Here is a 24041-nt window from a genome sequence, read left to right on the forward strand (position 1 = left end):
GTGTTACTCCTTGAGTGCGCCCGCGGTCAGTCCGCTCACGATCTTCTCCTGGGCGACGACCACGAGGATCGCCACCGGCACCACGGCGATGATGCTGCCCGCGGCCATGATGCCGTACGTCACCTCGAACTGCCCCGCACGCTGGAGGCTCAGCAGGCCGCCCACGATGGGCGCCCAGTTGTCAGGCTGTCCGTTGTTCATCAGCTGGCTGAAGAAGAACTCGTTGTAGACGGCGATGAACGTCAACACGCCCGCCGTCGCCACGCCCGGCGCCGACAGCGGGATGATGACCCGGAACAGCGCGCCCAGTCGGGTCGTCCCCTCGACGCGGGCGGCGTCCTCCAGCCCGTCGGGGATCTGTCCGTAGAACGTCGTGAGAATGAAGATCGACAGCGGCATGAACAGCGAGCTGAAGGGGAGGATCATCGATCCCGGCGTGTTGTAGAGGGTGAGCCCCGGGATCACGTTCCCCGTGAACAGCTGGTACAGCGGGACGAAGAACGCCGCCGGCGGGAAGTAGCTGATCGCGAGCACCAGCAGCATCAGCGGCGCCCGGCCGGGGAACCGCAGCCGGCCGAACACGTACCCCGCGAGGCTCGACAGCAACAGCACGATAGCCGTCGTCGACAGCGCCAGTACGAGGCTGTTCACCATGTATCGCAGGAAGTTGATCTTCCGGAACACCTCGACGAACACGGAGAAGTCGACCGCCGCCGGGACCACGGCCAGCGGTACGTTCTCCGGAGTCACGCCCAGCACCAGCAGGAAGTAGAACGGGAACAGCGTGGTGACCAGGAAGAAGAACGTCGCGACGTAGAACATCGCGCGGTACGCCCGCTCGGGGTCGTCGATCGACCGCGCGACCCACCGCTGGAGCGGGCCGCGCTTCAGTTCCGGCTCGGCCTCGACGCCGCCGTCGGTTCGCGTGTTGCCGCTCATAGGTTACCTCGCGCGTAGCCCACGATGTACACTGAAACGACGATCCCGATGATGGCCGCCGTGACGAACGCGATGGTCGCCGAGGAGCCGAGCATCCGGTTGCTCCACGTCGTCACCACCAGACACGACAGCGACGGGACGGTCGTACACCCCGCGACGGTCTCGATGAGTCCGTAGATCCGCATCGCCTGGATCGTGCGGAACAGCATCGCGACCAGCACCGTCGGAAGGATGATGGGCAGCGTGATGTACTTGAATCGCTGCCACGGCGACGCGCCCGCGACCTTCGCCACGTCGAAGAGACTCCGGTCGATCGACTGCATCCCGGCGAGGATGAGCAGCGCCATGAACGCCGTCGTCTTCCAGATGTCGGCCACGATGACGATCATCGTCGCGTCCTGCGCGTTCGCCAGCGGCGTCGTCGTGAGCAGCCCCAGTTGGTTCAACAGCGCCGGGTTCTGGGAGGTCCCGACGAGGAAGCCGACGTTCGGCTGGAACATCAGGTAGAAGATCATCCCCTGGACGACGATCGGGATCGCCCACGGGAGGATGATCGCGACCCGGACCCAGCGGCGCCCGCTGAACTCCTGATCCAGCACGAGCGCCTGTACGAACCCGATGATCGTCTCGAAGGAGACGCTGATCAGCGTGAACACCAGCGTCACCGCGAGCGCGCTGTTGAACAGCGCGTCGACCGTCAGGCTATCCGGCAGGAACGGCGACGGTAACAGCGCGGACCGTTCGCCCGTGAGGATAGCCACGTAGTTCTCCAGCCCGACGAACCCGCCGACACTCGCCGCACCCACGCTGTCCGCGAACAGCGAGATCCTGAACGTCGACAGCAGCGGCCAGAGCGCGATCACGGCCAACAGCAACAGCGCCGGCGACAGGAGGAGATACGCGTACTGCGTCTCCGAGAGGTTCTCCATCCACCTGACGGTGTTCACGTACACGCCCGATCGTTCCTGCGGCGGGCCGCTCGTCTGTTGTTCGGTGCTCATGACACTCGGGAACCGGTATACGTTAGTTCGGTGCTCATGTCACTTGGTAACAATCGAACATTACGATAATAAGTGTATGGTCCGTTCCCGCTACGCCTGACTCTCGATCGACTCGATCGACTCCTTCAGGTCGCTCATCGCCTCCGTCGGGGTCTTCTGCTCCCGGAGACTCGCGTTCACCTCCTTGGCTATCTGCGACGACTCCTGTGGCCAGACGGACGTGACGGGTCGCGGCAGCGCGTTTTCGCCGGCGACCTGCAGGCTGTTGACGTAGCGGCCGATGATCTCGAGTTCCTGGGTGCGCTCGGTGTTGATCAGGTCCGCGATGGGCGGCGTCCACCCGCCGATCTCGAACATCCGGAGCCGAACCTCGTCCACCTGCAGCGCCCGGAACAGCTGGAGCGCCGCACGCTTGCGCGGCTCGGTCGCGTTCGGGTTGAGCGTGAGGTGCCACCCGCCGAGCGCCGAGGTGCTCCCGCCGATCGATTCGTACGGCGAGTCCTCCTGTGACACCGCGTACGGGATCGGCATGACGCCGAGGTCCTCGCCGAATGCGTCCTCCGCGCCGTTGATGTTGATCGAGTACGGCCAGTTCCGGTGGGCGACCACGTCGCCGTTCGTGAACGGCTCGCGCGAGGGCTCCTCGGTGTACTGGACGACCGCGTCCGGAGAGATGTCCGCGTAGCCGTCGAGCGCGACCTCGTCGTCGCTCCCGTTGATGAACGTCCGCATCATGCGGATCGCGTTGATGACGTTCTCCTCGTCGACAGTGACCGGCCGGTCCCCGATGGGGCCGAAGTAGTTCTCGAACTCGCCGAAGTACGAGCCGCCGTGCGATCCCATGAACTCGATGAAGTCACAGCAGGCGAGCCCCTCGTAGGAGGCGCCCTGCCAGGTGAAGCCGGTCTGGATGTCCGTGGCCTCCATCGTCTCGGAGACGACCGAGGAGAACTCCTGCCACGTCATCGGCTCGGTGGCCCACGTGTCGAAGTCCTCGTCGGTGTAGCCGGCCTCCCGCATCAGGTCCTTGCGGTACTGGATGGTCGGGAAGTCCGCGAACAGGGGGATCCCGAACAGGTCGCCGTCGGGGTTCTGGGCCGTCGCGACCATGTTCTCGAGATAGTCGTTCTGGACCTGGTCGGTGATCGAACTGGGCAGCTCCTCGCTGAGGTTCGCCAGCTGCTCGCGGGCGATGAAGGGGATCGTCCAGCCGTTGTCCATCATTAGGACGGTCGGCTGCTCCTGACCGGCCGAGAGGATCTGCTGGTACTGCGAGCGTCGGTCGCCGGTCGTGAACGAGCCGGCGAGGAACTCGATGGAGATGTTCTCCGGGAGCCCCCCGTCCTCGCGGAGCGTCTGGACGATGTCCTCTGACGCGTTCGCGAAGTTGGAATCGGCCGCGATCTGAATGGTCACGTCCTCCTCCGGCGGTTCCGTGTTGATTGGTCCGCCTCCGTCGCCGCCGCCACCACCGCCGCCGTCACCGCCGCCCAGACAGCCCGCCAGCCCGAGCGTCGCGCCGGTGCCGCCAGCCGCAGCGAGGTAGTCTCGCCGCGATACTCCGTTCCGTGTTTTGTCGTCGGACATCAGGCTGATATAGGGAACAATCATTAATATAGGCTATGGCTTTTACAACAGTAGTTGTTAACAAAGAATATCCGCCAGCACAGGTGAGTTTTCTTCTGTTCGATCGCTGGCGTCCCCACCTACTGTGAGACGATTCGAGCGAAATTGGTCTTCCCGCAGTCCCCGCGCCGCCGGTCGATATCCGGCGCACGGCGTCGGTTACGCTCCGGCGGTAGCGTGGGTCATTCGATCGGCGGCGCGTCGACGACCGTGAGTCTCGTTCCCTCGATATCCTCGACGATCGCGCCCCACCCGCCGACGCTGACGTGCTCGCCGTCGACATCGAGATCCACCGTGACCTGTCCGGCCAGTTCGAAGCCGGTGTCGGCCTCGGAGGCGAACGGGACGCGGACGTCGACGACGGTTCCCTCGACGGTGCACTCCTCGCCGGTATCGGTTTCGTACCCGTCGACCCGAAGACGAACCGGGGCGTCCTGCCAGCGTCGCTCTCGGAGGTCACGGACGAGGTGACGAACGTCGAGGTACTCGAGTGGAAGCCCCGGCTCGGCGGCGTCGTATACCGTTTTCCACGGCTCCCACAGCGTCGTGAGGAAGTACCAGTAGAACACGTACGTGTGCGTCCGATCGTTCACGAGCACGCCGTAGCGGTCGTACGAGTCGGGGTGGTGGGCGAACGACGCCCGCCTGCGGTCCGCGAGGGCCACGAACGGCGCGGGGAGCGGTCGGTGGCGCGCCTCGACACAGATGTCCTCGAACAGCGCCGGGTCCGGACGTTCGTTCGCGTCGTCCGTGTGGACGGAGACGCGCACCGAGACGCCGCGCTCGGTCGCGTCGCGAAGTGCGGGAGCGAGGCGTCGGAGGTTCGCCGCCGTGGTCGACAGAAGGATCTGATGGTTCGCGCCCTCGATGAACGCCTCCGCCCGCTCGATGACGGTCCGGAACCGCGTGACGATACTGGCGCCGCCGGCCTCCAACTCGGGCTGTTCCCACCGCTGTTCGACTTCTTCTGCGGCCGTCTCCAGCCGGTCGGCCCGACTCCGGAGGTCGTCCAACACGACCGAGGGACTGTGTGCCCGAGCCTGCAGCGAGCCGTCCTCGTACGTCTCGATGTACTTCTGCTCCTCCAGCGTTCGCAACACGTCGTAGATACGGGGGGCGGGGACGCCGCTCGCCTCCGCAACGTCGGTCGCCGACGCCGTCCCCAACTCCAGCAGCGCGACGTACGCTTCCGCCTGATACGGCGACAGGCCCGCGGTTTCCAGCGTCTCGACGAGCGACTCGGTCTCCATGCCGGGAGCCCGTCGTGCTCGGGGAAAACCGTACCGCCTGCGAGCGCTCGCCCCGCCCGCACAGGGTTTCGCGGGCTCAGTTCTTCCCGGGCGCGGGCCATCGCGGGGTCTTCGGCGCCTCGATGCGTGCGGCCTCCTCGTCGGTCAGCTCGACCGACACCGCAGCGACGTTCTCGCGGAGGTGCTCGCTCGACCGCGGCCCGATGATCGGCGCATCGACCACGTCTTGGTGGAGCAGCCACGCGAGCGCCACCTGTGCCGGCGTCGCGTTCTTCGCTTCAGCGAGCGAGCGGATCTCCTCCAGCACGGCCCAGTTCTCATCGGTGAATCGGTTCTTCGTGTACTCGTCCGTGCCCGCGCGCAACCCCGAGTCCGGCTCCTCGTCCCGTTCGTATTTGCCGGTGAGGAAGCCGCCGGCGAGCGGCGACCACGGGATGACGCCCACGTCCTCGCCGGCACAGACCTCCAGCAGGTTCGCCTCCTCGTGACGGTCCACGGCGTTGTATTCGGGTTGCATGCAGGCGAATCGGCTGTAGTCCTCGACGTCGCTCGTGTACAGCGCCTTCGTGAACTGGTAGGCGGTCATCGTCGAGGCACCGATGTACCTGACTCGTCCGGTCTCGACGAGGTGATCCAGCGCCGCGAGCGTTTCCTCGATCGGGGTGTCGTCGTCCCAGCGGTGGATCTGGTACAGATCGATGTAGTCGGTGCCGAGTCGGTCGAGACTGGCCTCGACCTGATCGAGGATGTGTTTGCGTGACAGCCCCGACCCGTTCGGCCCGTCGAACATGTCCCAGTACACCTTCGTGGCGAGGACGAGCTCGTCGCGGTTCGCGGAGGCGACCGCGTCGCCGACGATGTCCTCGCTCTCGCCGGTGGAGTAGACGTTCGCGGTGTCGAGGAAGTTGATCCCGAGATCGAATGCCTCGTGAACGAGATCGACGCTCGCGTCGTGGTCGTCCATCATCCACGGCTCCCCGGACCCGAAGTTCATGCAGCCGAGACACAGCCGGGACACGTCCAGTCCCGTGTCGCCCAGCTTCGTGTACGCCATCCCGTCGAACTCGCGTGCGTCGCTCATGCGAGAAACTGACACGACGTGGATAGATAACCGTCCCGGCGAGGGGTGTCTTCGCGGGTCGGACGGTGGACGCCGGCACGTTCGTCCGGGCTACGGGCTGGGGTACCGCGGGGTCTTCGGTTCGGCGATCTGCCCCACCTGATCCGGAGTCAGCTCGACCGAGAGCGCCGCGACGTTCTCGCGGAGGTGCTCGCTCGACCGCGGCCCGATGATCGGCGCGGTGACGACGTCCCGCTGGAGCAGCCACGCGAGCGCCACCTGCGCCGGCGTGGCGTCGATCTCCGCGGCGACGCTCCGGACGGCGTCGAGCACGGCCCAGTTCTCCTCGGTGAAGTAGCCGCGGACCGACTCGGAGGCGGCGCCGCGGGTGCCGTCCGTCGGCTCGGCGTCGCGTTCGTACTTGCCGGTGAGGAAGCCGCCGGCGAGCGGCGACCACGGGATGACGCCGATCCCTTCCTCCTCGCACACCTCGAGGAGGTTCGGCTCCTCGTAGCGCGCGACGGCGGAGTATTCGGGCTGCATACAGGCGAATCGGCTGTAGTCCTCGATGTCGCTGGTGTAGAGGGCTTTGGTGAACTGGTAGGCGGTCATCGTCGAGGCGCCGATGTAGCGCACGCGTCCGGTCTCGACGAGGTGATCCAGCGCCGCGAGCGTCTCCTCGATGGGGGTGTCGTCGTCCCAGCGGTGGATCTGGTACAGATCGATGTAGTCGGTACCCAGCCGGTCGAGACTCGCCTCGACCTGATCGAGGATGTGCTTCCGGGACAGTCCCGAGCCGTTGGGGCCGTCGCGCATCTCACCGAACACCTTGGTGGCGAGGACGAGTTCGTCGCGGTTCGCGGAGGCGACCGCGTCGCCGACGATGTCCTCGGACTCCCCGGTGGAGTAGACGTTCGCGGTGTCGAGGAAGTTGATCCCGAGGTCCAACGCCTCGTGGACGAGATCGACGCTCGCGTCGCGGTCGTTCATCATCCACGACCGTTCGCTCCCGAAGTTCATGCAGCCGAGACACAGCCGGGACACGTCCAGTCCCGTGTCACCCAGCTTCGTGTACGCCATGGAGTCCGACTCGGGCATGGCTCTCTCGGCGTCGCCGTCGGGCATAAGCGCCAGTGGTCTCGCCGCCGGTTGTGTGCGGTTCACACCCACACAGCCGCCGGAAGCGGTCGCAAAGACAATCCTTAAACGACGCGACGGGGAACCCGAACGTATGGCTGGAACCATCGAAGTGCTCGTTCCCGGCGGCCAGGCCAATCCCGGCCCGCCGCTCGGTCCCGAGCTCGGTCCGACGCCGGTCGACGTGCAGGCGGTCGTTTCTGAGATCAACGACCTGACCGCCGCGTTCGACGGCATGGAAGTCCCCGTCACCGTCGAGTACGACGACGACGGCTCCTTCAGCATCGAGGTCGGCGTCCCCCCGACGGCGGAACTGATCAAAGACGAGGTCGGCTTCGAGACGGGCTCGGGCGAGCCCCAGAAGGACTTCGTCGCGGACATGTCCGTCGAACAGGTGCGGAAGGTCGCCGAGCAGAAGCTGTCCGACCTGCTCGCGTACGACGTGAAGGCCGCGGCCAAGGAGGTCGGCGGCACCTGCGCGTCGCTCGGCGTCACCATCGACGGCGAGGACGCCCGCACGTTCGACGACCGCGTCGACGCCGGCGAGTACGACGACGTTCTCGCCGACGAAGCGGCGGCGTAACGGACGGGTTCCACTTCTCGCTCGCCGACCGACGGTGCTCGTCGGTCGCGACGCCTCGACCGCGTAGCCGCGGCGCTCCCCGGCGAACCCCTTCCTCCGTGAGTCGCTCCCACGCCGCGTCGCGTCCACAGCGCATCGCCGGCGACGTGCACCGCCGTGTGACAGCGAACCGCGGGGGACTGCCCTTCGACGGCCTTAAGTGTCGCGTGGGCAGATTCGACGGTGAGACAGGCGTACGCCTGTTTCACTGACCCGTAGGAGCATTCCTGCGTACTACGGAGGTGAAAAATGGCAGATTCAATCGAGGACGCAGTATCCCAAGCACTGGAGACCGCCCCCGCTCGCAACTTCCGCGAGACCGTGGATTTGGCGATCAATCTCCGGGACTTGGACCTCAACGACCCGTCGAATCGAGTTGACGACGAAGTCGTGCTTCCGGCCGGCACCGGCCAGGAGACACGGATCGTCGTCATTGCGGAGGGCGAGACCGCCCTCCGCGCGGAAGACGTCGCAGACGACGTCCTGTCGGGCGACGATCTCTCGGAGCTCGCCTCCGAGGAGAACGACGCCAAGGACCTCGCCGATGAGACCGACTTCTTCATCGCCGAGGCCGACATGATGCAGGACGTCGCGTCCAACCTCGGGCGCATTCTGGGGCCGCGCGGCAAGATGCCGACGCCGCTCCAGCCCGACGACGACGTCGTCGAAACCGTCAACCGCATGAAAAACACCGTCCAGATCCGGTCCCGCGACCGCCGCACGTTCCACACGCGCGTCGGCGCACAGGACATGACGGCCGATGAGATCAGCGATAACATCGACGTGATCATCCGCCGGCTGGAAGCGGACCTCGAGAAGGGGCCGCTCAACATCGACGCGATCTACGTCAAGACGACGATGGGTCCGTCCGTGGAGGTGCCCGTATGAGCAGTTCCGCACAGGAGCGCAAGACCGAGACCATCCCGGAGTGGAAGCGCGAGGAGGTCGCCGAGCTGACCGAGTTCGTCGGCTCGTACGACGCCGTCGGCGTCGTCGACCTCACGGGCATCCCGAGCCGGCAGCTCCAGGACATGCGCCGCGACCTGCACGGGCAGGCCGAGCTGCGGATGTCCCGGAACACCCTCATCGAGCGGGCGCTCGACGAGGTGGACGAGGGCGTCGAGGACCTGGGCCAGTTCGTCTCGGGCCACGTCGGCCTCATCGGGACGAACGACAACCCGTTCGGGCTGTTCAAGCGGCTCGAGGAGTCGAAGACCTCCGCGCCCATCGGCGCGGGCGAGATCGCCCCGAACGACGTCGTCATCCCCGAGGGTGACACGGGGGTCGACCCCGGACCGTTCGTCGGCGAGCTCCAGCAGGTCGGCGCGGACGCCCGGATCGACGGCGGGTCGATCAAGGTCATGTCCGACTCCCACGTGCTGGACGCCGGCGAGGCGGTTTCGGACGAACTCGCCAACGTGCTCGGCGAGCTCGGCATCGAGCCGAAGGAGGTCGGGCTGGACCTGCGCGCCGTCTTTGCGGACGGCGTCCTGTTCGAGCCGGACGAGCTCGCCATCGACGTGGACGAGTACCGCGCGGACGTCCAGTCCGCCGCGGCGGCGGCGCGCAACCTCTCGGTCAACGCCGCCTACCCGACCGCCCGCACCGCGGGCACCCTGCTCGGCAAGGCCGCCGGCGAGGCGAAGTCCGTCGGCCTGTTCGCCGCCATCGAGGACGAGGAGCTCATGCCGGACCTCGTCTCCCGTGCGGACGCGCAGCTGCGCTCGCTTGCGGCCGCCATCGACGACGACGAGGCGCTCCCCGAGGAGCTCCGCGGCGTCGAGGCGCCCGCGCCCGAGCCGGCCGCCGAGGCCGAGGAGGAGACGGACGAATCGAGCGACGACGAGGACACGGAAGCCGAGCCCGACGACGCCGACGACGATGACGATGACGGCGACGGAGCGGAAGGCCTCGGCGCGATGTTCGGATAAGACACACTAGGACCATGGAATACGTTTACGCTGCACTCATCCTGAACGAGACGGGCGAGGAGATCAACGAGGACAACGTCACGGCGGTGCTCGAAGCCGCCGGCGTCGACGTCGAGGAATCCCGCGTGAAGGCCCTCGTGGCCGCGCTGGAGGACGTCGACATCGAGGAGGCCATCGAGACGGCCGCCGCTGCGCCCGCCGCGGGCGCCGCGGGTGGCGCCGCCGCCGGCTCCGCCGACGAGGCGGAGGCCGACGACGGCGACGACGAGGCCGAGGAGGAGGCCGCCGACGAGGCAGCCGCCGACGACGATGACGACGACGACGGCGACTCGGGCGAGGGCCTGGGCGAGCTCTTCGGCTGACGCCGACGACGCTCACCTCGTCTCGACCGACTCGACCAAGATCACACTTCTTTCGACGCCGACCGCGAGCGACCGCGCTGGCGACGTGACTCTGACCGACAGGCAGGTTCGTCCACCGGGATCCGGACGCCTACCGCGATCCGAGCGTTGAAACGCGATGACGGGCGCACTCCTCCTCGGTGTTCTCGCTTCCCGCCGCCGTCCCGCCCGCCGGAACGGTCCTGCTCGCGTACACGCTCGCCGGGTGCGCGCTCGGCTGTTGCAGCGGATTGGTCCCCGGGCTGCACGCGAACAACTTCGCGTTCCTGCTCGCGGCCGCGGCGCCGGGGCTCGACGCGCCGCCGCTTCCGCTCGGCTGTGCGATGGTGGCCGCCGGCGTCGTCCACACGTTTCTCGACGTGGTGCCGTCGCTGGCGCTCGGGGTCCCCGACGCCGCGATGGCGGCCGCGGCGCTCCCGGGACACACGCTCGTCGCGGAGGGACGCGGCCGCGAGGCGATGCGCCTCTCGGCGGTCGGATCGGGACTGGCACTCGCGATCGCGCTCCCCGCCGCGGTCGTCGTCACCGCGGGGATGCGCGTCGCGTACCCGCACTTGCGCGAGTGGCTGCCGGTCGTGCTCGGCGGGGTGGCGCTGTCGCTCGTGCTCACCGAGTCGACCCACCGGCGCCGGGTCGCCGGCGCGGTCTCGTTCGCGCTCGCGACGGCGCTGGGACTCGTCGCCCTCGACGCGCCGACGGACCCGCTGGTGTCGGCCGGCGGGATGCTCGCCCCGCTGTTCGCGGGCTTGTTCGGTGTCCCGGTGCTCGTCGACGCGCTCGGCGGCGCCGGCGTCCCGCCGCAGGGAGACGCCCGGCTGGGACTGTCCGGCCGGGACCTGACGGGTGCGGCCGCGGCCGGCGCGGGCGGCGGCGCCGCAGTCGGCTACCTTCCCGGGGTCTCAGCAGGCGTGGCGGCCGTGCTGGCGCTCCCCGCAACCGCCGGCCGCGACCCGGCTCGCGAGTACGTCGTCGCGACCAGCGGCGCGAACACGGCGACGGCGGTGTTCGCGCTGTTCGCGTACTGGTCGTTCGACGCGACGCGCTCGGGCGTGCTCGTCGCCGTGGACGACGCCGGGGTCCCGGCCGCGCTCCCGCCGCTGCTTTCGGCGGTGGTGATCGCGGGTGCGGTCGGGGCCGTCGCGGTGGTGCTGCTCGGCGACGCCGCGCTCCGCGTCGTCGGCCGGCTCCCGCACGCCCCGCTGGTCGCGACGGTGTTGGCGGGACTGGCGCTGCTGTCGGTCGCGTTCGCCGGCGCGCTTGGGCTGGCCGTGTTTCTCGTGGCGGCCGTTGTCGGGTTCGTTCCCGTCCGGCTCGGCTGCCGGCGGGTGCACCTGATGGGCGTGCTGCTCGGTCCCCTCGTGATCGCATGATCGGTCCCGTCACACGACAGCGATCCGCACGAACGCTGAGCGGGACGGGCCGTTCGCGCCGCCCGAAAGACAACCGTTAAAACCCGCGCGCCGGTGTCTAGCCGTATGAGCCAGTCAGAGTCCGAGCAGCGTTCCGAGCGACGCTGCGTCTCCTGTGGCATCAACGTCGCGGGGACGGCCGCGGCGACGTTCAAGTGCCCCGACTGTGGCACGCAGATCAGCCGCTGTGCGAAGTGCCGCAAGCAGAGCAACCTCTTCGAGTGTCCCGACTGCGGGTTCCGGGGGCCCTAACATGGGGAAGGTCGCCGCAAAGATGAAGGTCATGCCGAAAAGCCCCGATATCGACCTCGACGAGCTCCAGCAGAAGCTGGAGGAGTCGCTCCCGCAGGGCGCGGAGATCCGTAACGTCGAGCGCGACGACGTCGCGTTCGGTCTCGTCGCCCTCCTGCCGATGGTCGTCGTCCCCGACGACGCCGGCGGCACCGAGGCCGTCGAGGAGGCGTTCTCCGGCGTCGAGGGCGTCGAGAGCGTGAAGGTCGAGGAAGTCGGCCGCCTGTAACCGGCCGCACCCATCGCCGGATCGACGTCCGATCCGGGCACCCCTTTTCACGGCTTCCCCGGTTCCCGTGAGCCACCGGCTCGCCGTCTCGGCGTGTCCCGTCGTGTCCCGTCGACGTACCGTCCCGGCGCGTTTCGCTGATTCGTTACGAACCGAAACTCGAATCCGCGAGACGGCGGCTTGATCGTGGGAAGATTAATGATGCCCCGGCGTCAGGGTCCGACAGACGTTCACATGGGGATGTACGACCGGATCCTCGTTCCGACCGACGGCTCCGACGGCGTCGAGCGCGCGGTACGTCACGCCGTCGATCTCGCGGTCCAGCACGGGGCGACCGTCCACGCGCTGTACGTCGTCAACTCGGCGTCGTACGCCGGGATGCCGATGGAGTCGAGTTGGGAGGGGATCGACGAGATGCTCCGTGGCGACGCGGAAGACGCCGTCTCGCTGGTGGAGGGGCTCGGCGACGACTACGACGTGCCGGTCGAGACGGCGGTGATCGACGGCTCGCCGAGCCGGGAGATCGTCCGCTACGCCGAGGAGAACGACTGTGATCTGATCGTAATGGGGACGCACGGCCGCGGCGGTATCGACCGGCTCCTGCTCGGGAGCGTCGCCGAATCGGTCGTCCGATCGTCGTCCGTTCCGGTGCTCACGGTGCGGGTCACGGACGCGACGTAGCCGTCGAACCGGTCGAAACGGGGGTCCGGAACCGCCGTTCGACGGCGAGCCGGCGGTCGTCAGCGCCCGACCAGCAGTCGGTCAGCGGTCGGCCGGGCGCAGGTGCTCGCAGTCGCCGGCCGTCACCCTGACCGTCTCGTCGCCGGTGTCAACCACGAGCACTCCGGGGAACTCGATCCCGACGGCCTCGCCCTCGACGGCGCCGCCGGGCGTCTCCACTCTGACGCGCTGGCCCACGGTGTCGGCGTACTCCTCCCACGCGTCGACGGCCCCGCGGAGGTCGCCGGCGAGCGCGTCGAACTCCTCGAGCACTCGCTGGACGAGCACGCGCCGGTCGACCGGCTCGCCGCGCTCGGCGAGCAGACTGGTCGCGTCGGCGGACGCGGGCAGGTCGTCGGGATCGATATTCGCGTTGACCCCGGGGCCGATCGCGAGCCACGAAACCCGGTCGGCCTCCCCCTCCATTTCGGTGAGGATGCCACACAGCTTCCGGCCGCCGCGCTCGGTCGGCTCCGTCCCGGTTTCCCCGTCGTCGGCGACGAGCACGTCGTTGGGCCACTTGATCCGCGCGTCGACGCCCGTCTCGCGGCAGGCGCGCGTCACCGCGACGGCCATCGCGAGCGTGTACGCCGGAGCGTGAGCGGGCGGGACCTCGGGGCGGCACACGACCGACAGCCAGACGCCGCCCGGCGGCGAGACCCATTCGCGGTCGAGGCGTCCGCGCGAGGCGGTCTGTTTGTCGGCGACGACAGCGACGCGGGACGCGCCGGCCGCGGCGAGTTCGCGCGCCCGGTCGTTCGTCGAGCCGACGCTGTCGTGGTAGTCCACGTCGAACGGAGCGTCGAGGCCGTAGGCGATCGCCTCGCCGGAGTACCCCGACACGTCAGTCACGACGTAGCCGTCGTCGGTGCTCTCGACGGCGACTCCGGCCTCCCGCAGCGCCTCGACGTGGTTCCACACCGCCGCGCGCGACACGCCGAGGCGGTCGGCCAGCGTCGGCCCGGCCACCGGTCCCTCGGCGAGCGCGTCGAGCAGCGCCCGGCGCGTCGCGGGAACACCGACCTCGCGAGCGCCACCGTCTCCGCCTTCGGCGCTGCGGTCGGCGTCGCCCGTCACGAGTCGTCGCGTCCGCCGTCGGCGGACGCGAACTCCGTCGACTCCCCGTTCGCGCGGACGGTGATCACCGTCGCGTCGAGTTTCCCCTTCAGGAACGTCTCGATGTCGGGATCGGAGAACAGCTTCTGGAGGGTCCGCCGCCAGCGACTCGCCTGCTTGGCGCCGATGACGACCACGTCGGCCTCCTCGGCCGCGATCTCGTCGAGGATCGTCTCCTCGACGAGGAACCCCCGGCGGACGACGTACCGGACGCTCGGCAGTCGGCTGAACTCGTGCTCGACCGCGCGCTTGAGCTGCGTCCGGGTCACCTCCCGACCGTCCTGATACAAGTCGACGTGGAGGATCGTCAACTCGGCGTCGCGCTCCTCGGCGATCCGGATCGCCTCCGCAAGCGTCGCCTTGGAGTGTTTCGAGAGCGGGTACCGAACCGGCACGACGACCAACGTCATTGTGGGCCGGACGCGCCGGTGCGTGTAAACACTTGCTTTTGGCCCATCGCTGACACAGGTCGCTCCGGACCCACCGCTGTCAACGGCGGTCTCCCGTCACTCGTCGTCGACTGCGGCGTCGGCGGTGTCCGCGACAGCTTCGGCGTCCGCGGCGTCGCCCGACACCCGCTCGATCCGCCCCTCGATCTCGGGGGCGATCCCGTGTTCGCGGACGTACTCGGCCAGCATCTCGTGTTGGATCCCGTGCTCGCCGGCGCGGTGGCGCTGCTCGATCGTCGGGAACTCGTGGTCCGAGTGCAGGAGGTACTCGGGCGTCGCGACGCGGTACAGCCGCTCGGGGTCGATCGGCTCGCCGCCGACGCGTGCGTCGATCAGCTCCTCGCGGTCGTCCTCCCAGACGACCCGCGCGCCGCTGAGGTGACCGTGCCACCAGCCGTCCTCGCCGAAGTCGACCACCGAGGCCGACATCTCCGACAGCACCGCGCGCAGCTCCGTGCCCGTGAGCTCGACGACGACGATCGGCTCCTCGAACGGCAGCACCGACAGGAGATCCGCGAGCGTTACCTCGCCCGCGAGGTCGTCGCCAAGGCGGAGGCCGCCGGCGTTCTGGAGCCCCACGTCGGCGTCGGCGGCCGCGCGGTAGGCGTCGGCGACGAGGTTGCCGAGGCGGCACTCGCCGCCGTGGACCGTCTCGTCGCTGCGGACGATCGGCTCTTCGACGGTGCCGACCGGCTCGTCGAGGCCCGCGGCGGCGATTCGCTCGCGTAGTGCGTCCGCGAGGTGCTCGTCGACGGGTGCGCCCTCGGGGCTGTGGCGGGTCACGCTCGCGCCGTCGTCGCCGAGCGTCACCTCCAGTACCGTCTCGCCGTTGACCCCCGGGCGGGTGCACAGCACGCCGTCGACCTCCTCGGCGCGCTCGCTGTGGATGTGCCCGCCGAGGACCAGATCGATCCCGTCGACGCGCGCGAGTTCGTCGTCGCCGCCGCCGAGGTGCGAGACCGCGACGACGTAGTCGACGCCCTCGCGCTCACCCTCGCCCCCGCCAACGCCTTTGGGTTCGGCTTCGGCTTCAGCCTCTATCGCCGCGACCGCCTCGCGGGCGGCGTCGTACGGGTCGGTGAACGTCATGTCCGCCGCGGAGGGGTTCAGCGAGTCCGTGCTCGGATCGGTGACTCCGAGGAAGCCGACGCGCGCGCCGTCGACGCGTTCGATCGTCCACGGAACGACGCCCTCGGCCTCGCCGAACGGTTCGCCGGCTTTGTCGCGGACGTTGGCGGACACCCACGTCTGGGGGGAGTCGGCGACGATCGCGCGGGTCGCGTCGGTCCCGAAGTCGAAGTCGTGGTTGCCGAACGTCTCCACGTCGGTGTCGACGGCGCGAAAGAAGTCGATCGCCTGTCGCCCCTTCGAGACCGTCGCGGCGACGCCCGGCGAGGTGTCGTCGCCGGATCCGACGACCGCGGCGTCGGGGCCGTCGAGCTGGGTGATCAGGCCGGCGAGGCGCCCCGCGCGCTCGGGGTCGTCGTAGACGTTCTCGATGTCGGAGTAGTGGACGAACCGGGGCATTCGAGTGAGTGATCCGTGTGGGGTGGCGGCCAAGAACGCTCCGGGTTCGATCGATCGGTCGATATGCTCGCTCGTGTAGACGATCGAGTCCGGCGCACGGACGAGAAGCGGCGGCCGGGAAAGCCCCCGGTTCGCTCGCGCGCGCTCGGCGGGCACTACCCGGGACCTCCGGTCCCGTGAGTTCACACTCGCTGCGCTCGCGTGAACGGAGGCCCGCCGGCACGCGCCATTCCGTTTTCCTGTCGCCCCGTGCTTATGGGAACGGGTGATACGCCCGTTCCGGCTCCGGATCGAACCCCAGCGACGCCGAGACGGCCTCCAGCCGGTCGCCGAAGAACGGCTCGCCGGTGAACAGCGGCTGCGCCTCGGGGACGAGCACGCGCACGCCCTCGAAGCCGATCGCGGCCACGTCGCGCGTGGTGAGGCGCGCGGCGTACGCGTCGAGGTCGGCGTCGTTGAGGCGGTCGACGACGGCCTCGACCTCGGCGACGCCGTCGAGTGTCGCCGCGTCGCCGTCGGTCACGTCCGCCGCGGGGAGCGTCACGTCGGGGGAGACGAACTCCCGGACGCGCTCGGGGAAGTCGGCGTACGAGCCGATCGCGCCCTCCTCGCGGCTCGCCTGCTCGGGCCCCATCGCGCGCAGCTCCATCCAGTTCTGCAGCGCCTCCGCGAGCGCGCCCCGGGCGGCGGCCGCGGCGTCGAGGTCCGCCGCCGAGCCCATCGCGAACCGCGGCCACTCGCCGGTCTCGGCGTCGCGGTGGACCGCCACTCCGACGACGGGAACGTCCACGTCCTGGGTGAGCAGCAGCGTGGTCACGGAGAGGTCCTCGGCGCGCGCCCGCTTGCGCAGCGTCTCGAACCTGTCGTCGTCGACGTCGAGGCCCATCGGATCGAACGTCGAGTACCACGCCAGCATCGACGCGTCGCGCTCGACGGTCTCGTACAGCCCCGACAGCACCGCCTCCGCCGTCGAGTTCCCCAGCCCGAGCCCGGTCGTGATCGCCGGCGCGAACCGCTTCTCGGGCGGCGGAAACACGACGAACTCCGCCGGCAGCGACGCCGATTCGCGGGTCGCCAGATCGATCCCGGAGGTCCACGGAATGTGGTCGTCGGGGTCGGGCGTTTCGGCGTCTGCGGGGCGGACGAACCGGTCGACCGGGACCGCGTCGACGACGCCAGCCGTCGGCGCCGACCGGAACGACGACGCGCGGTACGTGCCCGCGCAGTAGCGTTCGAGCGCCTCGCCGATCGCCTTCGCGTAGGCGGCGTCCCAGTCGGCGGCGACGCCGGCGGCGAACTCGGCGCAGCGCGTGTCCGCGAAGGCGGCGGTGTCGGTCGTCCGCGCGATGTAGTACGGCGCCGGCACCGACTCGCGCTCGCCCACCTCGGTGACGATCCCGAGCCGGTCGTCGACCGCGCGGTCCATCCGGTCGACGGCGTCGTCGAGGTCGACCGGCTCCGCGGGTGCGCGAAGCTCGAACCCCGTCGGCACGGCGCCGCAGTCGCACCCCGGGGACGGGAGGAAGCTCCGCTCGGCCCCGTCGACCTCGGTGACGGTGCCGGCCACGCCGCCTCCCGAGAGCTGTTGGATGGCGCGTCGCCCCGCGAGCGCCCCTGCAAAGCGGACGGCGCTGCGGGTGCCCTGCGGCGTCGCGTCCGTCGTCGGGACGTTCGCGCGAACACGGTCGCGCAGGCAGTCATAACAGCCGCTGTCCGCGGAGAAGACGGTGACCGCGGCGTCGAGCCCCTCGATCGCGTGGCCGCCGATGCCGCCGATCTCGACGGCGACCCAGTCGTCGACGAGTCGGGTCGCGGTGCGGAACGCGTCGTCGCCGGTGGTGCCGACGACGACGGCGAAGTCGAACCCGTCCAGGAGGCCGGCTTCGACCTCCATCACGTTCGCCTCGATGTCGGCGAAGGCGCCCCGGATCGGCTCGACGGCGGGGTCGGGGCCGACGATGGCGATGTCCATGCCCCGCCCGTGGAGTGAGTCGCACAAAAAGGTGGCCGGTCGCCGCGGTCCGGTGTCGAAGCCCGAAAACGGGACCCGCGCTCAGTTCAGCATCCGGTGGGCGACGCTCGCCAGCTCGTCGCTCGACGCGTCGCGCAGTCGGTCGTCGCCGAGCTTCAGACGCAGGCGGGGACGGCCGACGTCGATGGGCACCTTCTCGGTGTCGATGAGCCCCAGGTCCTCGAGGCGGGTCTTCGTGCGCGAGAACGTCGCCTTCGAGGCGATGCCGACGTCCTCGCCCCACTTGCTGATGTCGTACAGCAGCACGTCGTTTTTCGCGGCGACGAGCAGCGAGATGGTCACCTCGTCGAGGCCGTCGCCGTCGCCACGGGCCGTCTCGAGGGACTCGAGTACCGCGTCGAAATCGGCGCGGACCGGCTCCCCGATGTCCTCGTCCAGCGTCTCGCGGACGCGAGAGAGCGCCGGCGTGCGGAGGTTGAACGCCGTTGCGTCCGCCCACTGGTCGTGATACGTCTCGTAGGCGGCGGCGGCGAACGATTCGTCGTCGGCCGCGAGCGCGGCGACGTGCTCGCCCGCGGAGACGATGGCGTACAGCTCGTCCTCGCCGGCGACGAGCGTGTTGTCCGCGTCGCCGTCGAGTTCACGCAGCGTCATCGACCCGGCGTCGACCAGGTCGGCGGCGTCGCCGGCGACGAGGAAGTCGTCCATCACGTCCTTGAGCATGCGGCTGTCCGCGAGCACGTTCAGCGTCGGGAGGTCGTCGCCGTAGGCAGCTCCGGCGTCGACGAGCGACTCGATCACCGCCGCGTTCGGGTCGACGATCACCAGCTCCCCCCCGGACCGATCGAAGAGCGTCTCGAGCGTGTCGTCCATCGACTGCTCGAATACGTTCGTAGCCATAACTACGTAGACCATCGCCAGTTGAATATTTAATACTAACGGGAATTTGGGGGAATCAAGCGCTCTGCGGGGAGAATACGAGTCCCGGATGATCGGATGAAAGTACCTCCGCAGGTGAGGAACCCACCCGTGTGTGTTAAGAACACACATGCTAGTCGTGTCTACATACTTCGTTCGCTCCGCGTGCGAACGGTCGGATCGACACTACCGATCCGTAGCTGTCGGCACCGAGGCTCGCGCTGCGGGTGGCGACGGTTCTGACAGTCGTCGTGGCGTTGCTCCGCACCGGCGACGTGGCAGCGACCGCGGAGATCGGAACCGACCCGCCCGGGGTCGGCGACGTGTCGTCGGGGCCCTGAGTGACGCGTCCGACGGCGGCTACGACTCTCGGAGGTCCTCGGCGAGCGCGTCCGACCAGCGGAGTTCGCCGTCGAACAGGACGGGTGCGTCCGCGTACGAGAGGAACTCGATCAGCGTCGAACGATCGACTGTGAATTCCTTGCGTGCACCGAGGAGGTGTGTCTCGTCGCTCTCCTGGAGGTACGGTCGGAAGAACCCGCCCGCCATCCACGGCGCGCCCATCGCCACTCTCACGTCGAAGCAGTCGGGCCCTCGGCGGGTCACACGTACGTCCGTGCCGACGACGTTCTCTGACTGCGTCAGAACGTGTGTTCCGTCGCCGACGACGGCGTACTCCTTGCCGGTCATGATCTGGCGCCGCGACTTATCGAGCGCCCGCTCCATGCAGTAGCCCGTGACGAGCAGTCGAGCGAACATCGTGCCGACCGTCGCCGCCTGACTGTCGAGCACCTCGCTGAACGTGACCGCGCCAGCGACGCTCCCCTTCCGGATCAGTTCGACCCCCTCATGGAAGGAGCCGCAGGCGTTCAGAAAGAACGTCTGGGCGTTCGACCGCGAGAGGCTCGACGCCGAGAGGTAGCCGTCGGCACACCTGAGCCCGTCCCGCTCGCAGTGGCCGATATAGTGAACGAGATCGTTCCGTGACTCGAACACTGACGCGAGTTCGTCGACGGTCAGGTGCTCGTCCAGCGTGAGTTCGAGGTCGAGCGCCCCGACGCGCTCGCGGTAGTGCGCAGCGACGCCGTCGTGTTCCTCGCGCATGTCTCCGTCGTTCAAGATCGCGACGATCGAGATCGGCTCGCCCGCGGCGTCGAGGTAGCGGGCGCGGTTCTCGTACGCCTCCGGGACGGTTTTGAACACGTCTATCGGCGCGCCCTCGGCGAGCCAGCCGTGGGTCCGTCCCGGTCCGAGTGCGGGTCGGACCGGCTCGACGGACGCCGCCTCGCCCGCGTCGCGCCGGTAGAAGGCGGACAGCGACGTGTCGAGCCACTCCGACTCCGGCAGCGGGGTCGACTCGGCGACCCGGACGTGCGGGACGTTCGCGAGGAGGTGCGACAGCGTCGGTACGTGGTCGTACCGGGGGTCGATCGACATCGACAGGTGCCACTCGGGGAAGCGATCGCGGACCGACTCGAACGGCGTCGCGAGGTACGCCTCGAGCCGCTCGCCCGGCGACGCGGCGTACAGCGACCCCGGGTCGAGACCGAGATCCGAGGTCACCTCCGCGACGGACAGGTCGGAGCCGTACGGGCCGACCTCCCTGACAACGCAGTCGAGATAGAACGTCCGCTCGAGCAGCGAGGCGACGGCGTCCTGGAACTCGGGAAGCCGAGGGAGCCGATGGGTCCGTCCGGGCGTCTCGATCAGGGGACGGCCGTCAGGATCGACGGCGACCTCGGCGCCGACGTAGTGGGCAAACGGCGAGACGACGAACAGGTGGTCGAGGTCCGGGGGAACGACGACGCGCACGTCCGCGTCGTCGCGTGTCTCGCGCAGTGAGTCAGGGATCGAGACGGACTCCCCGAACGCGATCTCTGGGGGCAGTCCACGCATACTGTCGAACGAGCGGTCGGCGGTCGCGGTGCGGTGCCCGGCCGGGAACGTCGACAGCGCCGTCGCGACGCCGGCGGGCGTCCGCGGCACCGTCACCGTCTCCGGCTCGTCGTTGACGTCGCCGCCGAACCCGATCTCGACGGGGGTCGCCGCCGGGAACCGAACGTGTAGCTGCTCGTACCGCGGCTTCTCGATCGTCGCCGCGCCGTCGAAGCGGACGTACACGTCGACCCGGCTCTCGACGTTGAATGCGTACGACCCCTCGGGGATCGATAGCGGACCGGTGCCGCTGCCGAGGTCGAACACGTCTCCGGTGTCGACGTCGCGGACCGGTGCGTACACCGGCGGGAACCCGAGGGACTCGACCGACCCCGACACCGTCGCGTCCGGCCTCCAGGTGTTCCCGAGGCCGAGCGCGTCGATAGTGGCGTCGAGCGACGGGGCCGACGCGTCGGTGCGGTCGCTCCATCCGCTCGTCCGAACGTCGATCGCGTTCTTCGCGGCGTCGACCGCGCGGAGCCCGTCCTCGGTCCGTTCGACCTGCATCGAACTGCACGAACGTGCGGAGTGGCCGTATTTATCCGTATCGCCAGCCGCGCGCGAGTACGCATGGTTTTTGTCACCGCTCGCCGGACCTCCGGTATGGAGTATCCCGAGGTACGCGAGACCGATCCGGCCGTCGCCGACGCCCTCGAGGGCGAAGTCAGCCGACAGCAGGACACGCTGGCGATGATCGCCTCCGAGAACCACGTCTCCGAGGCCGTCCTCGAGGCGCAAGGGAGCGCCCTCACGAACAAGTACGCGGAGGGCTATCCCGGCAAGCGCTACTACGCCGGCTGTGAGTTCGCCGACGACGTCGAGGAACTCGCCATCGAGCGCGCGACGGAGCTGTGGGGCGCCGAGCACGTCAACGTCCAGCCCCACTCGGGCACGCAGGCCAACATGGCCGTTTACCTCGCGACGCTGGACCCGGGCGATAAGATCCTCTCGCTCGAACTCGAACACGGGGGTCACCTCAGCCACGGGCACCCCGCGAACTTCACCGGCCAGCTGTTCGAGGTCGAGCAGTACGGCGTCGACACCGAGACGGGCTACATCGACTACGAGGCGCTGGAAGCGCAGGCGGAGGAGTTCGACCCGGACATCGTCGTCTCGGGCTACTCGGCGTACCCGCGGGAGGTCGAGTGGGAGCGAATCCAGGCGGTCGCGGACGCGGTCGACGCCTACCACCTCGCGGACATCGCGCACATCACCGGGCTCGTCGCCGCGGGCGTTCACGACTCGCCCGTCGGCGTCGCCGACTTCGTCACCGGCTCCACGCACAAGACGATCCGCGCGGGCCGCGGCGGCATCGTCATGTGCGACGAGGAGCACGCGGACGACGTCGACGCGGCGGTGTTCCCCGGCGGACAGGGCGGCCCCCTGATGCACAACATCGCGGGCAAGGCTGTCGGCTTCGGCGAGGCGCTGGAGCCCGAGTTCGAGGAGTACGCGCAGCAGGTCGTCGACAACGCCGAGGCGCTCGCCGACTCGTTCGCCGACAACGGCTTCGAGATCGTCTCCGGCGGCACGGACACCCACCTCGTGCTCGTCGATCTCCGCGAGTCACACCCCGACACCTCCGGCGGCGACGCCGAGGAGGCGCTCGCCGACGCCGGCATCGTCCTCAACGCGAACACGGTCCCCGGCGAGACGCGCTCGCCGTTCGACCCCTCGGGTATCCGCGCCGGGACGCCCGCGCTCACCACCCGCGGCTTCGACGAGGCCGACTGCCGCGAGGTCGGCGACCTCATCCACCGCGTCGTCGACAACGTCGCCGACGAGGACGTGATCGCCGAGGTCCGCGAGCGCGTCGACGAGCTGACCGACGCGCACCCGCTGTACGAGTAGCAAGGCAGCCGAACACCACGTCCGTGTATATCCTTCTCTAAATTCCTCGCTTGTTGTGCACGAACCCGAGGATTCTTACCCGTCGCCGCCGCCCCATCGACCATGACCGATATCGACGGCAACGCCGTCGCCGCCGAGATCCGATCCGGCGTCGCCGACTGCGTGGAGACGCTGCGAGCCGAGGGCGTCGACCCCGCGCTCGCGACCGTGCTGATGAGCGACGACCCCGCCAGCGAGACGTACGTCTCGATGAAGCAGAACGACTGCGAGGAGGTCGGGATGCGCGGCATCCACGTGGACGTGGACAACGACGCGCCCGCCGAGGAGCTGTACGACACCATCGAGGAACTGAACGCGGACGACGAGGTCCACGGCATCCTCGTGCAGATGCCCGTCGTCGATCAGGTCGACACCCGACGCGTCCTTCGCTCGGTCGACCCCGCGAAGGACGTGGACGGCTTCCACCCCGAGAACGTCGGGCGCCTCGTCGCCGGCAACCCGCGATTCAAGCCCTGTACGCCCCACGGCATCCAGCGCCTGCTCGCGTCGGCCGACGTGGACCCCGAGGGGAAGGAGGCGGTCGTCGTCGGCCGCTCCGACATCGTGGGCAAGCCGATGGCGAACCTCCTGTTCGGCCGAGGGGAAGGTGGCAACGCCACGACCACGGTGTGCCACTCCCGGACCGACGACCTCGCCAGCCATACCCGCCGGGCGGACATCGTCGTCGCCGCCGCCGGCATCCCGGAGTTCATCACCGCCGACATGGTGAGCGAGGGCGCGACCGTCATCGACGTGGGGATCAACCGAATCGAGCGCGACGGCGAGTCGACGCTCGTTGGCGACGTGGCCTACGACGAGGTGCGCGAGAAGGCGGGCGCGATCACCCCCGTCCCCGGGGGCGTCGGCCCGATGACGCGCGCGATGCTGTTGTACAACACGGTGAAGGCCGCGAGCGAACAGCACGGCGTCGAGATCGAGCTTCCCTGAGCGGGCCGGTCGGCTGCGGACCGCAGTTCGCCACGGCGTCTCACTCGGGGCCGGGGACCGGAACTCGGTAGGTGAGTTCGTCGTCGGGGTCGTCCCGAACCGCGGAGTCGTACGACCAGACGAACGTCACCTCGCTCGCGTCCGCCGGGATCTCGGCGTAGACCCAGCCCTCGTGTGTCGCGTCGGGCCAGTATACCGTCGACGGCCCGTACAGTCGCCGTTCGGGCGACAGGAGTTGTTCCGGCGAGTCGCGCTTGAACTGCCCCCGTACCGAGAACTCGCCGTCCCCGTGCCGGACGACGAACGGCCAGGGGATGTTCAACGACTGGTCGCCGACGTTCCTCGTCGTCAGGTGCAGGGTCAGGAACACCGACCCCTCGGCTGCGGTTCTGGACCCCTCGTCGAACTCGAGTTCCCGACTCGTCCGGGGGTCGGCCACCGTGAGTCGCTTCCCGCCGTAGGTGATCGTCTCGGCGTAGTCCACGGCCGGCATCGGTGTGGCGGTCGGTTGGGGCGTGGACGACGGCGTCCCTGTTTCGGTCGGCGTCGGAGCCGGAGTCGATCGAACGGTCGGGGCGGTCCGGCGATCGAGGATCTGATCCTTTCCAACGTACCCGCCCCCGCCGAGACCGAGCAGCACCAGCGCCCCCACCAGCGAACGTCGCCGCAT

23 protein-coding genes are annotated in these 24041 nt (G+C 69.0%); 10 read left to right on the plus strand and 13 right to left on the minus strand.

Annotated elements, in window-relative coordinates; translation table 11 throughout:
- Window positions 1-3: 3 nt before the first annotated feature.
- The 6 genes from ABJD39_RS14605 to ABJD39_RS14630 form a co-directional block, all read right to left on the minus strand.
- Window positions 4-939, minus strand: coding sequence for a carbohydrate ABC transporter permease (locus tag ABJD39_RS14605; protein WP_348610252.1), 936 nt, complete (start codon window positions 937-939; stop codon window positions 4-6).
- Window positions 936-1940 (minus strand): carbohydrate ABC transporter permease, encoded by a 1005-nt coding sequence (locus ABJD39_RS14610; protein WP_348610255.1) that lies wholly within the window; start codon window positions 1938-1940, stop codon window positions 936-938. Before ABJD39_RS14610 ends, ABJD39_RS14605 begins: the two co-directional genes overlap by 4 nt.
- A 90-nt stretch (window positions 1941-2030) precedes the next feature.
- Window positions 2031-3527: a substrate-binding domain-containing protein gene (locus ABJD39_RS14615; RefSeq protein ID WP_348610258.1), complete on the minus strand. Its 1497-nt coding sequence runs from the start codon at window positions 3525-3527 to the stop codon at window positions 2031-2033.
- Between the two features lie 221 nt (window positions 3528-3748).
- Entirely contained in the window at window positions 3749-4816 is a 1068-nt protein-coding gene (locus ABJD39_RS14620) for a TrmB family transcriptional regulator (RefSeq protein WP_348610261.1), read from the minus strand.
- A gap of 76 nt (window positions 4817-4892) precedes the next feature.
- Window positions 4893-5870 (minus strand): aldo/keto reductase, encoded by a 978-nt coding sequence (locus tag ABJD39_RS14625; RefSeq protein ID WP_431357887.1) that lies wholly within the window; start codon window positions 5868-5870, stop codon window positions 4893-4895.
- A 117-nt stretch (window positions 5871-5987) separates the two neighbouring features.
- Window positions 5988-6956, minus strand: coding sequence for an aldo/keto reductase (locus ABJD39_RS14630; RefSeq protein WP_348613660.1), 969 nt, complete (start codon window positions 6954-6956; stop codon window positions 5988-5990).
- 151 nt (window positions 6957-7107) lie between these two features.
- Between ABJD39_RS14630 and ABJD39_RS14635 the strand changes: the two genes are divergently transcribed.
- The 8 genes from ABJD39_RS14635 (at window position 7108) to ABJD39_RS14670 (ending at window position 12577) form a co-directional block, all read left to right on the plus strand.
- The gene (locus ABJD39_RS14635) at window positions 7108-7596 is read left to right on the plus strand and encodes a 50S ribosomal protein L11 (protein ID WP_348610267.1); all 489 of its coding nucleotides are present in this window, start codon (window positions 7108-7110) and stop codon (window positions 7594-7596) included.
- 288 nt (window positions 7597-7884) lie between these two features.
- On the plus strand, window positions 7885-8523 hold the full coding sequence (locus ABJD39_RS14640) for a 50S ribosomal protein L1 (protein WP_348610270.1): 639 nt from the start codon (window positions 7885-7887) through the stop codon (window positions 8521-8523).
- Entirely contained in the window at window positions 8520-9566 is a 1047-nt protein-coding gene (locus tag ABJD39_RS14645; protein WP_348610273.1) for a 50S ribosomal protein L10, read from the plus strand. The genes ABJD39_RS14640 and ABJD39_RS14645 overlap by 4 nt, the downstream gene beginning before the upstream one ends.
- 14 nt (window positions 9567-9580) lie before the next feature.
- Window positions 9581-9928, plus strand: a complete 348-nt coding sequence (rpl12p, locus tag ABJD39_RS14650) for a 50S ribosomal protein P1 (RefSeq protein WP_348610276.1) — start codon at window positions 9581-9583, stop codon at window positions 9926-9928.
- A gap of 179 nt (window positions 9929-10107) precedes the next feature.
- Complete coding sequence (locus ABJD39_RS14655) at window positions 10108-11337, plus strand: tripartite tricarboxylate transporter permease (RefSeq protein WP_348610279.1); 1230 nt, start codon at window positions 10108-10110, stop codon at window positions 11335-11337.
- A 105-nt stretch (window positions 11338-11442) separates the two neighbouring features.
- Entirely contained in the window at window positions 11443-11628 is a 186-nt protein-coding gene (locus ABJD39_RS14660) for an HVO_2753 family zinc finger protein (protein WP_073309961.1), read from the plus strand.
- Window position 11629: 1 nt separating this feature from the next.
- On the plus strand, window positions 11630-11896 hold the full coding sequence (locus ABJD39_RS14665) for an elongation factor 1-beta (protein WP_348610283.1): 267 nt from the start codon (window positions 11630-11632) through the stop codon (window positions 11894-11896).
- A gap of 234 nt (window positions 11897-12130) precedes the next feature.
- Entirely contained in the window at window positions 12131-12577 is a 447-nt protein-coding gene (locus ABJD39_RS14670; protein ID WP_348610286.1) for a universal stress protein, read from the plus strand.
- An 81-nt stretch (window positions 12578-12658) separates the two neighbouring features.
- Here ABJD39_RS14670 and ABJD39_RS14675 read toward each other — a convergent pair whose 3' ends face one another.
- The 6 genes from ABJD39_RS14675 to ABJD39_RS14700 form a co-directional block, all read right to left on the minus strand.
- Window positions 12659-13612: a biotin--[acetyl-CoA-carboxylase] ligase gene (locus tag ABJD39_RS14675; protein ID WP_431357888.1), complete on the minus strand. Its 954-nt coding sequence runs from the start codon at window positions 13610-13612 to the stop codon at window positions 12659-12661.
- A 77-nt stretch (window positions 13613-13689) separates the two neighbouring features.
- Window positions 13690-14142 (minus strand): universal stress protein, encoded by a 453-nt coding sequence (locus ABJD39_RS14680; protein ID WP_348610292.1) that lies wholly within the window; start codon window positions 14140-14142, stop codon window positions 13690-13692.
- Window positions 14143-14238: 96 nt separating this feature from the next.
- On the minus strand, window positions 14239-15708 hold the full coding sequence (locus ABJD39_RS14685; RefSeq protein WP_348610295.1) for a bifunctional metallophosphatase/5'-nucleotidase: 1470 nt from the start codon (window positions 15706-15708) through the stop codon (window positions 14239-14241).
- A 253-nt stretch (window positions 15709-15961) separates the two neighbouring features.
- Window positions 15962-17680 (minus strand): YcaO-like family protein, encoded by a 1719-nt coding sequence (locus ABJD39_RS14690; RefSeq protein WP_348610298.1) that lies wholly within the window; start codon window positions 17678-17680, stop codon window positions 15962-15964.
- An 81-nt stretch (window positions 17681-17761) separates the two neighbouring features.
- A complete protein-coding gene (tbsP, locus tag ABJD39_RS14695; protein WP_348610300.1) occupies window positions 17762-18580 on the minus strand; it encodes a transcriptional regulator TbsP in 819 nt (272 codons plus the stop codon).
- Window positions 18581-18958: 378 nt separating this feature from the next.
- The gene (locus ABJD39_RS14700) at window positions 18959-21040 is read right to left on the minus strand and encodes a hypothetical protein (RefSeq protein WP_348610303.1); all 2082 of its coding nucleotides are present in this window, start codon (window positions 21038-21040) and stop codon (window positions 18959-18961) included.
- 96 nt (window positions 21041-21136) lie between these two features.
- On the opposite strand from ABJD39_RS14700, the gene glyA reads away from it, so the two are divergent.
- Complete coding sequence (glyA, locus tag ABJD39_RS14705; RefSeq protein ID WP_348610306.1) at window positions 21137-22384, plus strand: serine hydroxymethyltransferase; 1248 nt, start codon at window positions 21137-21139, stop codon at window positions 22382-22384.
- 102 nt (window positions 22385-22486) lie between these two features.
- Entirely contained in the window at window positions 22487-23371 is an 885-nt protein-coding gene (locus ABJD39_RS14710; protein ID WP_348610309.1) for a tetrahydrofolate dehydrogenase/cyclohydrolase catalytic domain-containing protein, read from the plus strand.
- A gap of 40 nt (window positions 23372-23411) precedes the next feature.
- Here ABJD39_RS14710 and ABJD39_RS14715 read toward each other — a convergent pair whose 3' ends face one another.
- Window positions 23412-24041 carry a hypothetical protein gene (locus ABJD39_RS14715; protein WP_348610312.1) on the minus strand — a complete coding sequence of 210 codons (630 nt, stop codon included), beginning with the start codon at window positions 24039-24041 and terminating at the stop codon, window positions 23412-23414.

Origin of the sequence: Halobaculum rarum, assembly GCF_040025155.1 — an archaeon.
GTDB lineage: Archaea > Halobacteriota > Halobacteria > Halobacteriales > Haloferacaceae > Halobaculum > Halobaculum rarum.

Excerpts from the sequence above, each read along its gene's own strand:
- ABJD39_RS14685 (WP_348610295.1), bottom strand. The coding sequence starts at position 15,708 with ATGCCCCGGTTCGTCCACTACTCCGACATCGAGAACGTCTACGACGAC.
- ABJD39_RS14620 (WP_348610261.1), bottom strand. The coding sequence starts at position 4,816 with ATGGAGACCGAGTCGCTCGTCGAGACGCTGGAAACCGCGGGCCTGTCG.
- ABJD39_RS14700 (WP_348610303.1), bottom strand. The coding sequence starts at position 21,040 with ATGCAGGTCGAACGGACCGAGGACGGGCTCCGCGCGGTCGACGCCGCG.
- ABJD39_RS14645 (WP_348610273.1), top strand. The coding sequence starts at position 8,520 with ATGAGCAGTTCCGCACAGGAGCGCAAGACCGAGACCATCCCGGAGTGG.
- ABJD39_RS14660 (WP_073309961.1), top strand. The coding sequence starts at position 11,443 with ATGAGCCAGTCAGAGTCCGAGCAGCGTTCCGAGCGACGCTGCGTCTCC.
- ABJD39_RS14710 (WP_348610309.1), top strand. The coding sequence starts at position 22,487 with ATGACCGATATCGACGGCAACGCCGTCGCCGCCGAGATCCGATCCGGC.
- ABJD39_RS14715 (WP_348610312.1), bottom strand. The coding sequence starts at position 24,041 with ATGCGGCGACGTTCGCTGGTGGGGGCGCTGGTGCTGCTCGGTCTCGGC.
- ABJD39_RS14615 (WP_348610258.1), bottom strand. The coding sequence starts at position 3,527 with ATGTCCGACGACAAAACACGGAACGGAGTATCGCGGCGAGACTACCTC.
- ABJD39_RS14670 (WP_348610286.1), top strand. The coding sequence starts at position 12,131 with ATGGGGATGTACGACCGGATCCTCGTTCCGACCGACGGCTCCGACGGC.
- ABJD39_RS14605 (WP_348610252.1), bottom strand. The coding sequence starts at position 939 with ATGAGCGGCAACACGCGAACCGACGGCGGCGTCGAGGCCGAGCCGGAA.
- rpl12p (WP_348610276.1), top strand. The coding sequence starts at position 9,581 with ATGGAATACGTTTACGCTGCACTCATCCTGAACGAGACGGGCGAGGAG.
- ABJD39_RS14630 (WP_348613660.1), bottom strand. The coding sequence starts at position 6,956 with ATGGCGTACACGAAGCTGGGTGACACGGGACTGGACGTGTCCCGGCTG.
- ABJD39_RS14625 (WP_431357887.1), bottom strand. The coding sequence starts at position 5,870 with ATGGCGTACACGAAGCTGGGCGACACGGGACTGGACGTGTCCCGGCTG.
- ABJD39_RS14635 (WP_348610267.1), top strand. The coding sequence starts at position 7,108 with ATGGCTGGAACCATCGAAGTGCTCGTTCCCGGCGGCCAGGCCAATCCC.
- ABJD39_RS14680 (WP_348610292.1), bottom strand. The coding sequence starts at position 14,142 with ATGACGTTGGTCGTCGTGCCGGTTCGGTACCCGCTCTCGAAACACTCC.
- ABJD39_RS14640 (WP_348610270.1), top strand. The coding sequence starts at position 7,885 with ATGGCAGATTCAATCGAGGACGCAGTATCCCAAGCACTGGAGACCGCC.
- ABJD39_RS14690 (WP_348610298.1), bottom strand. The coding sequence starts at position 17,680 with ATGGACATCGCCATCGTCGGCCCCGACCCCGCCGTCGAGCCGATCCGG.
- ABJD39_RS14610 (WP_348610255.1), bottom strand. The coding sequence starts at position 1,940 with ATGAGCACCGAACAACAGACGAGCGGCCCGCCGCAGGAACGATCGGGC.
- ABJD39_RS14665 (WP_348610283.1), top strand. The coding sequence starts at position 11,630 with ATGGGGAAGGTCGCCGCAAAGATGAAGGTCATGCCGAAAAGCCCCGAT.
- tbsP (WP_348610300.1), bottom strand. The coding sequence starts at position 18,580 with ATGGCTACGAACGTATTCGAGCAGTCGATGGACGACACGCTCGAGACG.
- glyA (WP_348610306.1), top strand. The coding sequence starts at position 21,137 with ATGGAGTATCCCGAGGTACGCGAGACCGATCCGGCCGTCGCCGACGCC.